General features: G+C 35.4%; 14 protein-coding genes. 10 read left to right on the top strand and 4 right to left on the bottom strand.

Features of this window, described 5'->3' with window-relative positions; translation table 11 throughout:
• The first annotated feature begins 87 nt into the window (after window positions 1–87).
• The 8 genes from RQM59_RS12135 (at window position 88) to RQM59_RS12100 (ending at window position 6,700) form a co-directional block, all read left to right on the top strand.
• Window positions 88–1,512: an SDR family oxidoreductase gene (locus RQM59_RS12135; protein WP_349242385.1), complete on the top strand. Its 1,425-nt coding sequence runs from the start codon at window positions 88–90 to the stop codon at window positions 1,510–1,512.
• 68 nt (window positions 1,513–1,580) lie between these two features.
• The gene (locus tag RQM59_RS12130) at window positions 1,581–2,036 is read left to right on the top strand and encodes a GNAT family N-acetyltransferase (protein WP_349242384.1); all 456 of its coding nucleotides are present in this window, start codon (window positions 1,581–1,583) and stop codon (window positions 2,034–2,036) included.
• A gap of 571 nt (window positions 2,037–2,607) precedes the next feature.
• Window positions 2,608–4,008, top strand: a complete 1,401-nt coding sequence (locus tag RQM59_RS12125; RefSeq protein ID WP_349242383.1) for a PIN-like domain-containing protein — start codon at window positions 2,608–2,610, stop codon at window positions 4,006–4,008.
• Between the two features lie 151 nt (window positions 4,009–4,159).
• Entirely contained in the window at window positions 4,160–4,621 is a 462-nt protein-coding gene (locus RQM59_RS12120; protein WP_349242382.1) for a hypothetical protein, read from the top strand.
• Window positions 4,622–4,791: 170 nt separating this feature from the next.
• Window positions 4,792–5,304 (top strand): hypothetical protein, encoded by a 513-nt coding sequence (locus RQM59_RS12115; RefSeq protein WP_349242381.1) that lies wholly within the window; start codon window positions 4,792–4,794, stop codon window positions 5,302–5,304.
• 72 nt (window positions 5,305–5,376) lie between these two features.
• Window positions 5,377–5,787 carry a hypothetical protein gene (locus RQM59_RS12110; RefSeq protein ID WP_349242380.1) on the top strand — a complete coding sequence of 137 codons (411 nt, stop codon included), beginning with the start codon at window positions 5,377–5,379 and terminating at the stop codon, window positions 5,785–5,787.
• Between the two features lie 50 nt (window positions 5,788–5,837).
• Window positions 5,838–6,101: a hypothetical protein gene (locus RQM59_RS12105; RefSeq protein WP_349242379.1), complete on the top strand. Its 264-nt coding sequence runs from the start codon at window positions 5,838–5,840 to the stop codon at window positions 6,099–6,101.
• A gap of 56 nt (window positions 6,102–6,157) precedes the next feature.
• Window positions 6,158–6,700 (top strand): DUF4287 domain-containing protein, encoded by a 543-nt coding sequence (locus tag RQM59_RS12100; RefSeq protein WP_349242378.1) that lies wholly within the window; start codon window positions 6,158–6,160, stop codon window positions 6,698–6,700.
• Here the strand turns inward: RQM59_RS12100 and RQM59_RS12095 are convergent.
• The 4 genes from RQM59_RS12095 to RQM59_RS12080 form a co-directional block, all read right to left on the bottom strand.
• Window positions 6,692–7,420, bottom strand: coding sequence for a Dph6-related ATP pyrophosphatase (locus RQM59_RS12095; protein WP_349242377.1), 729 nt, complete (start codon window positions 7,418–7,420; stop codon window positions 6,692–6,694). The genes RQM59_RS12100 and RQM59_RS12095 overlap by 9 nt on opposite strands.
• A complete protein-coding gene (locus tag RQM59_RS12090) occupies window positions 7,417–7,791 on the bottom strand; it encodes a hypothetical protein (RefSeq protein ID WP_349242376.1) in 375 nt (124 codons plus the stop codon). The genes RQM59_RS12095 and RQM59_RS12090 overlap by 4 nt, the downstream gene beginning before the upstream one ends.
• Before the next feature lie 131 nt (window positions 7,792–7,922).
• On the bottom strand, window positions 7,923–8,741 hold the full coding sequence (locus tag RQM59_RS12085; protein WP_349242375.1) for a hypothetical protein: 819 nt from the start codon (window positions 8,739–8,741) through the stop codon (window positions 7,923–7,925).
• The gene (locus RQM59_RS12080) at window positions 8,738–9,298 is read right to left on the bottom strand and encodes an RNA polymerase sigma factor (RefSeq protein WP_349242374.1); all 561 of its coding nucleotides are present in this window, start codon (window positions 9,296–9,298) and stop codon (window positions 8,738–8,740) included. Before RQM59_RS12080 ends, RQM59_RS12085 begins: the two co-directional genes overlap by 4 nt.
• A gap of 182 nt (window positions 9,299–9,480) precedes the next feature.
• Here RQM59_RS12080 and RQM59_RS12075 point away from each other — a divergent pair, with 182 nt between their 5' ends.
• Both RQM59_RS12075 and RQM59_RS12070 read left to right on the top strand, forming a co-directional pair.
• Window positions 9,481–10,791 carry a S8 family peptidase gene (locus RQM59_RS12075; protein ID WP_349242373.1) on the top strand — a complete coding sequence of 437 codons (1,311 nt, stop codon included), beginning with the start codon at window positions 9,481–9,483 and terminating at the stop codon, window positions 10,789–10,791.
• A 39-nt stretch (window positions 10,792–10,830) separates the two neighbouring features.
• Window positions 10,831–13,329: a CHAT domain-containing protein gene (locus RQM59_RS12070; RefSeq protein ID WP_349242372.1), complete on the top strand. Its 2,499-nt coding sequence runs from the start codon at window positions 10,831–10,833 to the stop codon at window positions 13,327–13,329.
• The last annotated feature ends 114 nt before the right edge of the window (window positions 13,330–13,443 follow it).

Raw genomic sequence — 13,443 nt, 5'->3', positions numbered from 1 at the left:
CATCGGCAGTATTACGTACATGACACCAAATTTGCCTATCTTAGTATTCCAACCACATTATTTTTCTGTAATCATTAGGAATCTGGAATGAAAATACTACTTACCGGAGCAACTGGCTATATCGGAAAACGTTTGCTCCCCATATTAGTGGAACAAGGACATCATGTGGTGTGTTGTGTACGAGACCCTTCTCGATTTACACCGCCCGCTTCCCTATTAAAACATATTACTGTCATTACCGTGGACTTGCTAGATACTGATTCGTTGACAGCCATTCCCAATGACATTGATGTGGCATACTATTTAGTCCATTCTATGTCATCTTCGGATAATTATAAAGAGCTGGAACAACGTTCCGCTCTGAATTTCAGGAAACGATTGTCCAATACAGCAACCCAGCAAGTAATCTATTTAAGTGGTATTATCAATGAATCTGAACTATCGGAGCATTTAGAATCAAGAAAGAATGTGGAAGTGGAATTGGAAAAAGGTTCGTACCACCTAACCTGTTTACGAGCCGGTATTATTGTAGGTTCCGGAAGTGCTTCCTTTGAGATCATTAGAGATCTCGTAGAAAAGCTACCATTGATGGTTGCTCCCAAATGGTTATTAACGCAATGTCAACCTATCGGTATTGCGGATGTATTGACCTTTTTGGAACGTTCCATGTTAAGAGAAGATACCTACGATCAAAATTTTGACATCGGCTGTAACGATATTCTTACCTATAAGGAAATGCTCTTACAGTTTGCAGAAGTACGTGGATTGAAACGTACCATCTGGACCATTCCTTTAATGACACCTAGACTTTCCTCTTATTGGCTCTATTTTGTAACGGCTACTTCGTATAAACTGGCCCGTTCGTTGGTCGATAGTATGAAAGTAGAAGTGATTTGCAGAGATACGAGATTAAACGGTATACTGGGAGTACAACCCATTTCTTACAAAGAAGCAATTATCCGTGCTTTTAAAAAAATTAAGGATAATAGCATTGTATCCAGCTGGAAAGATTCGTATGCAAGTAGTGGCATCAACTTTAATATCTCTGAATTTATCAACGTTCCAGAATATGGGTCTTTTAAAGATGAGCGCTCCAGAGCTATCGAAAGTCATGAGGTTTGTATAGACAAAATGTGGCGTATTGGCGGAGAAAACGGTTGGTATTATGGGAATGTATTATGGCGTTTTCGCGGCTTTCTGGACAAGTTGGTGGGCGGCGTAGGATTGCGTAGAGGACGCACAAGTCCAACTACAATTTCTGCCGGAGATGCGCTTGACTTCTGGCGTGTGCTGTACGCTAATAAAGAAGAGGGGCGTTTGTTGCTATTAGCAGAGATGAAGCTTCCTGGAGAAGCCTGGTTAGAATTTAAAATAGAAAACGGACACTTGATCCAAACCGCAACGTTTAGGCCTTTAGGTGTTTGGGGTCGACTGTACTGGTATGCCGTATTGCCTTTTCATGGGATTATCTTTAATGGCATGCTAAAAGGGTTGGCTACAAACCAGCATTAAAGGGCTCTTTTCTTTATATTTGAAACAGTTAGTAGTTATGAAATGAACGTCCAGTAAACCTTATGCTTATGAAATTTAGAAAAGCCGAACAACAAGACCTTAGCGCCATCGTACACATGATTGCCGACGATGTACTCGGGAAGGAAAGAGAAGATTTCAAAGAACCTTTACCAGCTGCCTATTTAGAAGCCTTTACGAACATATGCGCAGATCAAAACCAGGAATTGATAGTGGTTGAAAATGAAGATGCTGAAATCATAGGTACATTACAATTGTCCTTTATTCAATATTTGACCTACCAGGGAGGGATCCGCGCACAAATAGAAGCAGTGCGGATTCGAAAAGACAAACGTGGACTAGGTATTGGAAAAGCAATGTTTGAATGGGCCATTAACCGAGCTCAAGAACGAAATGCCCATGTACTACAATTGACTACTGACAAAAAAAGACCAGAAGCTATTGCTTTTTACGAAAGTCTAGGATTTAACCCTTCTCATGAAGGAATGAAGTTGCATTTTTTATAAAGTTTCTTTCCTTTTGCTAAACTAGATATGGGAAAGAACTGGTGGTTATAAGGAGATTTCTCGCTAATGCTCGAAATGACAAATAACGTCATTCCGACAGAGTGTAACGACGAGGAATCTTCCTCTTTGAATTTGAGATTTCTCACTAGCGTTCGAAATGACAGATAACGTCATTCCGACAGAGTGTAACGACGAGGAATCTCTTTTTTTTGATTGGAGATTTCTCACTAGCGTTCGAAATGACAAATAACGTCATTCCGACAGAGTGCAACGACGAGGAATCTCATTCCTCTTTTTTAATTCCCTCTTTTTTCTTACATTTGAAAGGAAGCCACATAGTTACAGTTCCCTATAAGTAACAGTAATTAAATTGCTACTTCTGATTGCGCGGCTTCTATAGATCATTCAATGTTTAATTGAGATATGTGCATGTGACTATTGCAATACCTTGTCATAAGGTATTTCATTTATTCAATTTAAAGTATTGGTTATTATACTATTAAAACAATAATATATAAGATATATAAACACACCTTCCGTTTAGCGGAGAGTTGGCAACAATAAAGACCAAATGAAGAAAACATTCGAAAATTATTACAAGATTCCCGATTCGAAATATGATGAAATTTGGGATAATGCAATATTTGTTCTTGACACAAATATTCTACTAAATTTATTTAGATACCCAGAATCTGCACGTAATGACTTTCTAAAAGTTTTAAGAAAAATAAAATCAAGTTTATGGATTCCATTTATTGCAGGTCTTGAATTTTATGAAAATGTTGAATCTGTCAAAAACAGCCAACTCAAAGCTTATTCTCAAATATCTAAACTACTTGAAAAAACTAAAGAAAATGAAGAATCATTAGTTAATGATTTCGTTAATGACCTGAAAAAATTAAATTTAGATAAGCGTCATTTCGAAATTTCTGAACAAGAGTTAATTGAAAGCATAAAAAAATATAACTCTGATTATTTAAAAAACTTAAATTCTATACAAGAAAAATATTTATTTAAAAATCAAGATAGTAGTGTAAAAACTGAAAAAATAAAAAAGGAAAATGATAAACTAATGACTAGTTTAGAATCAATTCTTAAAAACAAAATTGGACAGAAGTTTAAAAGTCAAGAAGAGATAGAAAAAATTAATACTGAAGCAAAAAAAAGATATCTAGAATTAATTCCACCAGGATATAAGGACAGTAGTAAAAGTAGAGATTCTAAAAAAAGAGTTTTAATTTACGATTCTTTAAAATTTAGCAGAGATTATTGTGATTTTTATCTATGGAAAGAAATTATTCAAATTGCTAAAGACAGTAAAGAGTCTGAAGTTAATTTAATTTTCATAACAGATGACGTAAAGGAGGATTGGTGGAGAATCTCAAGTGGTAAAACGACTGGTCCAAGAATAGAGTTAATTGATGAAATAAAAAGTTCTACTGACAACAAGGTTAAAAACTTTTTGATGTATAACTCTTGGCGTTTTTTAGAGTTTGCTATTAGTAAATTTGATTTAAAAATTAAATCTGATACTTTACCACAAATAAAATTGGTTCAAGAAAAACTTAACATTAAAGCCAATATTGGAGATAAATTCTCGAGCATACTCAAGGCATATTACAACTATCTTAAAAATACCAATCTATCTTTCGGTGTAGAAAAACTAGCATCTAATAAATTTGTATTAATTGATGACGCACTTGATAAAAATTATTATGATGCCAGAGCAAAATATTCTGAGAAATTTAATATTAACTATGTTGTAGAACAAATTCTAAAAGATGACAAAAAAGGAAAGTTTGATGAATATCATAATGTATACCTAGTCATTATTGAATTTTCAAATCAAAATTATTTACAAAACAAACAATCCTATTTTGAAATAACTCAGAAGTTACCGAAGAAGATAAATGTAATATCTAACCTAGCGGAATATGATGCGAGCAATGATAGTTTTATTATTGTAGCATAATTACTGTTGCCAACAATGTGTATAATTCATTGCTAGTTATAGCCTATTTATGAAAGTCCTCGCGGACTTTCTACCTGTGATTTATTTGCTAACTTTAGTGCTGAAACACGCAACGAAATCATACACTAGAACGTTAGCTACAAGTTTGAAAATGATAGATTTTAACAAAAGAACCAGACATCACGCGGGAAGAGCAAGAATTATTGCTAACACTATTTTATTGGAGTTTATGAATGACCAAAAAACTGAAATTCCAATATCAGACATCAAACTAATTGGAGAATACACTACCGAAAATGGGCCGCATTTAGATGATTATTTTATAGTTTTTTATTACTCTGACAATTCCTATGCAGAGATTTCAATGTATGCAGAAAACTTAATTGAAATGATAGATGAATTGGAAAATAAAATTGGTGGAGAATTAAAAAGTCACCTTGCTAATTCGGCTGTATGGAATTCTAATATTTTGTGGCCTAATGAATCTAAAGGAAAAGTACTCTGGATAACCAAGAGAGCAAAACTTGAAAATTTTAATGAAAGAATGAAACTTTTTTTCGGAGGCGAGAAATTAGAAATTGAGTTAACCGAGATTGCAAAAAGTTATTTATAAAAACCAGTAGCTAACAATGGTTATAATTCAGTTTGCTGAATGAAAACGAAACAAAATTTACTAACTTTAAACCGGCTCATTTCAAAGACGGAAAAGTCTTTGGCTTTTTCTACATAATTCCGAACGAAGCCAACAGTGCCAGCAAATCATAGCCAAGAACCTTATACATAATGAAAAATAAAATTTCAGAAATAACACTTGATAATGTGGAAGACTTTTGTGTCCCGCTAGAATCGCATCCATTGAATTGGAAATTCGAAGATGAGGGCGGATATATTTCTGAAGAATTTAAAGATCAGATCATCCCTTTAGATTCGAAGGCTGCTAAATTTCTATGGGATTTCGAAAGTACTCAGAGACATCTTGGGAACATACCAAAGATTAAAGATTACTATAAGAGTACTTTGGAGTTTTATAGTGGTAGTTCGACCAATCAAGAAGTCAAAAAATGGCTCTACAACCTAGGAGTGGCGTTTGATCAAAAAGTATTCTGGGTCGATCAACCGCAATGGGGATTTATCCTGACTTGGAAAATGATCATCAAATTTTCAGATGATTTATTCTTTGGATCTGATGCTGTTATTTGGGACAGAACGCTTAACTGGTGTTTGAACTATGATCATAATGATGCATTTTATTTTGGTAAAGACAGAATCGGCAATACCTATAGTGGTACTATATAAAATCATTGCAAATTCATTCAACTCCACGCAACCATTCCACTAAATCTGCATCTTTTAGGTAAACACCTTATTATGAAAAAAATTTGCACATTCCTTTTTTTACTATTGATGTTATCTGCTTGTTCAAGCAATGATTCTGTAGATACCGGATTAGATGGCACCTATTCAGGGACCTTTACCGTAGTCTATACCAACGGACCAACACATACCAATACAGTCACCGTGAATTTCCTAGCCAATACCACGTATGTATGTTCTGGAGATGGAAACATCGGAGAGATCTATCCTGCTGGCGGTAGTGGTACGTTTGTAGTTAATGGAGATAAGATTACGTTTACGGATGGAAATACCTGGATCGCTAACTTCGATTGGAATTTGATTCTAAATGGAGAATACGACTTTACGCAGAATGGAGATAATTTGACCATCTCTGCTGACAGAGCTGGTATCGGATCTTATAGCTACACATTGGAGAAACAATAGTACTCATAGTTGGCTCTTTTAACTATTTTAGTTTCATCAAATAAATAATTATGAAACAGGGTGCCTTAAAGAAAGAGATTACTTCCCTGACCATGGAAATCTTAGATACATCATGGTTAGATAGAGTTGAAAAGGAGGACATACAAAGTTTTGGCATTAAAGACGCAAAGAGAATTATTCTAGATTATATCAGCAATAGAGAATTTCGAGTTGCTTTTGAACATCTTGAATATGTAATTTCTGAATGCAATATCCTGCTGAATAAGGAACAAAAAGAAAAAATCCTGAAATTGGCCGCTGTTTTGAATACTTGATTTACAGGCATTACTTGTTTTTACTATCTTAGTTCAAATAAAATACCTGAACGTAGATGGACAAAGCATTACAAACCATGATCAACAACATGCCGGAAAAGACAGGAAAGTCTTTGGAGGTATGGACAGCATTACTAAAAGAACAAGCCTTTGAAAAACACGGTCAGGCAGTCAATTATTTGAAAAAAGAACATGGAGTGACCCATGGTTTTGCCAATACGATCGTCACACTTTCTAAACAAAACAATAGCTCTGAAGAAGATCTCGTACAAGTGCAATACAAAGGCAAAGAAGCGCTATTTCCTATCTATGAAGCCTTGCTCTCTTTTGTAAATACCTTAGGTTCCGATGTAACGATCACACCTAAAAAAGGGAGTGTAAGTATCATTCGTAAACGTCAGTTTATATTGATCAAACCTGCCACAAAAACGCGCATTGATCTTGGATTCAAGTTGAAAGACAAACCCACCACCGATCGATTAGAAAACTCGGGACCATTTGGAACCATGTGTACCCATCGTGTTCGACTCTCTGAGCTTAGCGAGGTAGATGATCAGTTAAAAACATGGATTCAAGAAGCGTATGATAAATCAGTTTAGATCACAATACCAAAAGCTGGTATCGTAGTTCTTTTGCTCTTCTTTAGATTGATGGCAGTTGTCATCCTCATTTTCATGTAAGGTATAGGATCGCAGTACCTTCTCTCCTATTTTAAAATCCACTGGCTTCGAAAAGATAGGTCCGTCAAAGACAAAAGTGTGGAACTCACCATTTTCCCCGCAGACATCCACATTATCGGGTAGATCATCTATGAATTGTTGGTCAATGACCCTGCCTACAAATTCTTCTCCTAATACTTTAGCATTGACACATACCGTAATGGCTTTAAAGCCTAAGGCCAAAAACTCCTGCATCAGTTGTTTTGTGTCTTGCTTCCAAAGTGGATACACTCCAGTAATTCCTACCTCGGATAACTTCCCATCTCGATACGCTTTCAAATCTTCTAAAAAAATATCTCCAAACACGCCATGGGTATATCCTTTTTCAACCAAGCCATTCATAGCCTGTTTCATCCTTTCGGAATAGGCATCCATGGTTACGGCTGCTGGAAAGGGAATCGTTTGTACCGGTAATCCTATGGCTGCTGCTTGCTGATGCAACAATGCTTCACGCAATCCATGCATAGACACTCGCTGAAAATCTTTATTTATCGTGGTAACCAATAGATCAACATCATACTCAGATTGCTCTCGTATTTTATATAAAGCCAACGCAGAATCCTTTCCTGATGACCAGTTGAAGTAGGTTTTGTTTTTCATCTTATAAAAATAATCATTAAGATGATCGCAAAATAAAAAGCAATACCCAACAAAGAATACATTCTATATTCCTTTACTTTTTTAATATAACCCAAATACAACTCTCTTTGCACATCGAAAAAAGTACCTTGACTAAACCTATTTATGACTCCAAATGGAAAAAATATGAATAAAATCGTTTGATCTAAATCAAGAGGTTTTTCCACTCTTTCTTTTGCATACGCTAAACGTTGCATAATCTTTTTTCTTAGGGTTTCGGGTAAATCAGAATGATGAACCTTACTTTTTAAAGATTGAAAAGTTTCTTTTTTATTGATTATTAAATGTGCAAAATCTTCCACTTTACAATTCTGCAAATCTTTTATTGCCATCTTCTTCCTTCTTATTCTTTTTGAAACTGAGACATCTCGACTCCGCTCGATGTGACATGGTTATGCGCACTGAGGCTCTTGAAGTGCCTCTAATTTGCACAACAGACGCTTCGAAAACCTCAGCGTCCTGTTTATTTCAGTTTCTCTTGTAGCTCCAATGCCTTCGAGTAATTATAATTATCCACATCCGATAAAATGAGAGATAATGTCTTACTTACTTGTTCTTTTTGCTCTAATTTTAAATAAACGAGTAGCTGATACCAATATCCTCTGGAGCTTTCAATAGTATTTGTTTTGGTGAGAAGTTCAAAAGTATGCAACGCTGTTTCGTACTTCTCCAATTCTAAATAGGAAGCTCCTAAATACATGAAAATAAATGGTCGTTGTGCTTCACTAGCATTTTCTAACAACTTCTTAAAATAATCAATCGTTTCCTGGTATTGCTGTGCTTTATACAATATCTCTCCTTTTGCCATGGCATTGGCCCCTTCATCCTTCTCAATAAAAGAATGAAGTTCCGTCCAATTCGCATATTCGTAATAGTACGATTCCAAAGTCGTTTGTTTGAACATAAAATAGGAGGTCACAGAGACCAAAACTGCAATACTGGCTGCGATTGCATAGAAGAAATTTCTACGAGGAGATCTCGTGGTTCGTTCTCTATACTCCACCCCTACCTCTTTGATCATCGTAGACAGCTCCCTACTCTCTTCACTTCGCAATGCGGTTCTCAGCTCATTGAGTCGTTCTTTATTTGTCTCAGGAGCCATCAATTCCCAATCGGCTTCATTCATATGCGTTAACAATGATCTTTCCAAGGCTACCTCCTCCTGTAACGCGGCATCCTGAGCCATCTGAGTTTCAAAACCCTCCCGTTCTTCAGGACTCAGCGTTTCCAGAATATATGCTCGAATAAGCGCTTGTTTCGCGATGTCTTTTTCTTCACTCATGATCGTAGATTGGTATAACGTTTGTCTGATTTCATCAGTTGGATCATCTTAGCTTTACACTTAAAAACACGTTGGCGCACCGTATTTACTGTAGCATAAGACAATTCTTTTACCATCTCCTCATAGCTGAATCCGTTAAAGTAACTGGACAAGATCTCTCTACAGTTTTCTGAAAGCAATCGGAACTTCTCTAAATAGAAATCCAGTCGCTCCTGTTCCATAAAAAAGAGACTCAGGTCCGTTTCTTTATCTACCAGTGTGGGAGCATCATCATTTGTTACCTTATTTTTTTCTTTTTTTAAGGTCCTACGCCAAACATTCTTACAAATAGTAAATAAATAGGCCTCAAAAGACTGCAGTACTAATGGTTTTTCCTTGTGTTTTGTGATCAGGTACATAAGGGCATCTTGAAACACATCCTGCACATCATCCTCCTTGCCTTTATTTTGTAAAATAAAGGTACGTACCTTAGGATAGAATCGATCATAAATAGTGTTTACCACCTTTCTATCGCCGGAAATAAGTCCGTTTAAGTACTGCGATGCTGAGTAGTTCATTTATATCTTTTTCAAAAACATACTCAAAGAACGCAAATAATTGGGTAATAAACCACAAATGATAGCACTTTTAAAAAACTATTAGTAAATTTGGGAGGTTTCAAATACCAAAAATTGCAAAAAATTGCTTCCCGTTTTAACCCCTGATAGTTTGCATGAATAATAACTATTAAAACAAAAAAATGAAAAATTTAAGATTTTTAGGAATATTAGCCATATCGATTTTGGCATTTTCCTGTACGGATGAATTACTTACCGAAAGTCAGCTGGAAGTCGTACAACTCGAGAATGACATCACTCAGTCAAGAGAAAGTGGAGAACTTACTGGGATCAGTTATTCAAGCTCGGAGATTGTACTATTGTATAAAGAAGGAACTACCCTTGATCAAAAAATTAACCTAAGAAATAAACACGCTGCTGACATTCGTCAAATAAAAAAATGTGCTCGTTGCGATGATCCTTTAGAGGATGGGTGCTCACCCTTTGAAGTATGGGATCTTTATGTAGATCCGAATGAAAAAAAAGGAGTTTTAAGTGATGGTAGTGGTGATGACGAGGAGATCATAAAAGCTGTAGAAGTTAATTTCTCATTTGAATCTGGCCCTAATACGATTGTTACTGATGCATCATTCTCAGGATCTAATAACACAAACATTGCATCTTTGATTGCTAATAATCGCGGTATAATCATTGCATTTTTAGATACTGGAATTGACTATGGAAATGCGGCTGTTTTTGGCACGAAACCTTTTTTACATGATACTTCAGATTCGAAATACCCACAACTTCATAGTGGATTTAATTTTGTTAATAATACCATCAACGTTTATGATGATAGCAGTAATGGCCATGGAACAAAAACGGCTTCTGTGATTACGGAACAACTTAAGAAAACACCTATGGACTATGAGTTACTTCCTGTAAAGGTGCTCGACAAAAACGGAAAAGGGAAGTATTCAGATATTTTATGCGGATTACAATTTGCTTTAAGAGAAGCAGATGTGGTAAATGCCAGTTTGGGTTGGTACGGAAATGCAAATAGCACACACCCTATTTTCAAGTCAATTATATCCAGGTATGAGCAAGATAAAATGATTATAGCTTCTGGTGGAAATGATACTTCAAATAATGACGGTACGGCACATTATCCATCTTCGTTTATACACAGTAATGTATTAGGAATTGCGGCTTCTAAAAATTCATATGCTGAAAATCCAAATAATGATATTGCAGATTATTCTAATTATGGTATGACCAGTCTTGATTTTTTTGCTAATGGTAGTGTTACACATCCTGCGCTTGGTGGAAATTTATATCCCTCACCAAGAGGAACTTCTTTTGCCGCGGCTAGAGTAACTGCCATTGTAGCAGCGTACTTAGATGCTATGGGAACAGGTCCGGTAACACCATTTGATGTACGAAATTATTTAAAGAACACTGGCGATCCTGTTTTATTCTCGTTTTCTGTTTCTTACGACATTTTACTTGATTAATATATGATCTATACTTTTGTCAACACATATCAAAGAACAATGCTCATACAACTGTGTATGGGTGTTGTTTTTTTATTTTTTACTTCATTCGTATCGTCTCAATCCACAATTAAGAGCCAGGTAGATAAAATTTATACATCTAAACATGATTACAGTAAAAAAATCCTTTTAACAAAAGAACTCTTCTCAAAAATAGATTCTACCAAATACACTAAAGATCTAGGATATATCTATCATAAATTAGGATTGCTTTTTAAACGAAATAAGGAATATAAAAAGGCAATTCTTGCTATTCAAAAAGCTATAGTAGTTAGAAAATCACTGGATACCATAGATCAATATGCGCTCTCTAATTCAAAATATAACTTATCAGTTTACTATGAACTAACGAGTCAATATAAAAAACAGCTTACTGTATTAAAAGAGGTTATTAAAGATAATTTCCCCACAAAATTCACATATAAAGTCTGTATAAAGCTAGCCGAAATTCTTTCAAACAAAGGTGATTACTACACAGCGTTTCAATATTTACAAAGAGCTATTGATTCTTATGATCAATACAAAGACTTAAGAACACTAGTACTTGCCCATTCACAATATATACGGATATATGCCTTAATGGAAGAATCTGGAAGAAATTTAAAAGACATCGAACTCCATAAGAGAAAATTAGATAGCCTGTATGATGGCGGTATAAGTTTGACGGTCTCTAACAACTTAGCCGTAATTTACGAAGATACGGGGCTTATTGATGAAGCTATTGATCAATACCAAAAAGTATTGGATGTTTATCTAACCACTGATAATGTCGAAAGCATTGCCACGGTGTATAACAATTTGGGGCGTATGTATGCCAGGAAAGGTGAACACACAAAAGCTACCGACTCCTTTTTAAAGGCTTTAGAAATTTCAAAGGACGATGCTATTCTTGCAATGACATATGATAATCAAGGGTATTACCTGCAAACAGATCAGTCCATTAGTAAGGTTCCATATTATATGAAAGCTGTTCATACATTACTGGGCGACTCCAATGTAAAAAAGCTTCCGACTTTTGATCAGGTCAAGGGATCTACAAACAAATTGGACATCTTAAATTATTTGATTGACATAGCAGAAGCACTCGTAGCGGCTTATAAGGAAGAAAACCAAAATAACTATCTAATTAGGGCAGAAGAAACACTCTTTCTAATTGATGAATTAGTGTCGTTGATCCGTTTCGATAGTAGTGTGGATCAATCCAAATTATTTTGGATCCGGAAATCTGTAAATACATATATGTTAGCCGTACAGGTTTCTTATCTCTTAGGCAACACCAAAAATGCGTTTTACTTTATGGAAAAGAACAAGGCACTTTTGTTATTAGAAAATCTAACCGGTTCTGTACAACAACCTACCATATTGAGTTTGGAAGAAAGCGTTCAAAAACACGTAAATGAACAAACATATCTCCTGGAATATATTTTAAATGATACCGATGGTTTTGGAATCTTTTGTTCAAAAGACGAACAGCTTCTTTTTAAAATTCAGGATGCTCCTTTAGTATCAAAATTAGTAGATCAATACAAGGACCTAGTTAGAGAGCCTTTGGTAACAACCGAAGCCCTTACAAGGTATAATGAAACCTCAGCTGCATTGTTTACGCTTTTATTCCCCTTTAAAAATGCTTTTGAGCGGCTAAAAAACAAGCATCTAATCGTGATTCCCGATCACACACTGCAAAGCATTCCTTTTGATGCCTTGAAAGCCACACCTAAAAGTAATTATTTAGTTGAAGACATCACGATATCCTATTTACAGTCATCCTCCGTATTTCATGCACTGAACAAACAAGATGAAGAAGCGGCAAAACGAATATTAGCCGTAGCTCCTATTGATTTTAAGGACCAAAACCTGATTTCTTTATCGAGAGCAAAAAATGATATTGAGCAAATAAGTGATCTCTATTCCGGAGATCAACTCATAGGAAAAAAAGCTACTAAAGGACGGTTCCTGGATTGTTTGGAAGACTATCGATTGATTCACATAAACACACACGCTGGTTTTGACTCCATTCAGAAAACACCCTGGATCGCCTTTTATGATAAAAAACTTAGTTTGAATGAGGTGTACACACATAACAACAATGCAGAGCTCATTGTGCTGGACGCTTGTAAAAGTGGCGATGGTTCTTTAGAAATTGGTGAAGGTGTTATGAGTTTGGCAAGAGGGTTCTTTTACAATGGAACCAAAAGTGTGATTGCGTCTCAATGGAACTCAAACGAAAAATCAAATAATGAAATACTGCTCAGTTTTTATACATCTTTGCAAAAAGGGAATACCAAGGCACATGCTTTGAGAGAAGCCAAACTCGATTATATCAATACACATCAACTTTCTGAAAGATCTCCCTATTATTGGGCTTCTCTTAGCTTAACTGGTAATATTGAAGCGATAGATCTTACCATTCCCTTCTATATGCGATTAGAGTTGTGGGGAGCAGCACTTATTCTCTTTTTTATTTTTCTTTCCATGAGAAGAAGGAAAAATGAAGTATAGCGCATATCTCACACCTGTTGTATATCCATTTATACTAGATTTTTTTTTACATATGATCTTTTTTAAAAAAGATGGGTAATGAATTTTCATTCCTGCTACTGCTTAATACATCAA

The organism is Asprobacillus argus (assembly GCF_032248395.1).
Classification (GTDB): domain Bacteria; phylum Bacteroidota; class Bacteroidia; order Flavobacteriales; family Flavobacteriaceae; genus Polaribacter; species Polaribacter argus.
Note: the sequence above shows the minus strand (reverse complement) of the source record. Positions and strands in the feature narration are given on the sequence as shown.

Coding starts and splice junctions, on each gene's coding strand:
- RQM59_RS12135 (WP_349242385.1), top strand. CDS start 88: ATGAAAATACTACTTACCGGAGCAACTGGCTATATCGGAAAACGTTTG.
- RQM59_RS12130 (WP_349242384.1), top strand. CDS start 1,581: ATGAAATTTAGAAAAGCCGAACAACAAGACCTTAGCGCCATCGTACAC.
- RQM59_RS12125 (WP_349242383.1), top strand. CDS start 2,608: ATGAAGAAAACATTCGAAAATTATTACAAGATTCCCGATTCGAAATAT.
- RQM59_RS12120 (WP_349242382.1), top strand. CDS start 4,160: ATGATAGATTTTAACAAAAGAACCAGACATCACGCGGGAAGAGCAAGA.
- RQM59_RS12115 (WP_349242381.1), top strand. CDS start 4,792: ATGAAAAATAAAATTTCAGAAATAACACTTGATAATGTGGAAGACTTT.
- RQM59_RS12110 (WP_349242380.1), top strand. CDS start 5,377: ATGAAAAAAATTTGCACATTCCTTTTTTTACTATTGATGTTATCTGCT.
- RQM59_RS12105 (WP_349242379.1), top strand. CDS start 5,838: ATGAAACAGGGTGCCTTAAAGAAAGAGATTACTTCCCTGACCATGGAA.
- RQM59_RS12100 (WP_349242378.1), top strand. CDS start 6,158: ATGGACAAAGCATTACAAACCATGATCAACAACATGCCGGAAAAGACA.
- RQM59_RS12095 (WP_349242377.1), bottom strand. CDS start 7,420: ATGAAAAACAAAACCTACTTCAACTGGTCATCAGGAAAGGATTCTGCG.
- RQM59_RS12090 (WP_349242376.1), bottom strand. CDS start 7,791: ATGGCAATAAAAGATTTGCAGAATTGTAAAGTGGAAGATTTTGCACAT.
- RQM59_RS12085 (WP_349242375.1), bottom strand. CDS start 8,741: ATGAGTGAAGAAAAAGACATCGCGAAACAAGCGCTTATTCGAGCATAT.
- RQM59_RS12080 (WP_349242374.1), bottom strand. CDS start 9,298: ATGAACTACTCAGCATCGCAGTACTTAAACGGACTTATTTCCGGCGAT.
- RQM59_RS12075 (WP_349242373.1), top strand. CDS start 9,481: ATGAAAAATTTAAGATTTTTAGGAATATTAGCCATATCGATTTTGGCA.
- RQM59_RS12070 (WP_349242372.1), top strand. CDS start 10,831: ATGCTCATACAACTGTGTATGGGTGTTGTTTTTTTATTTTTTACTTCA.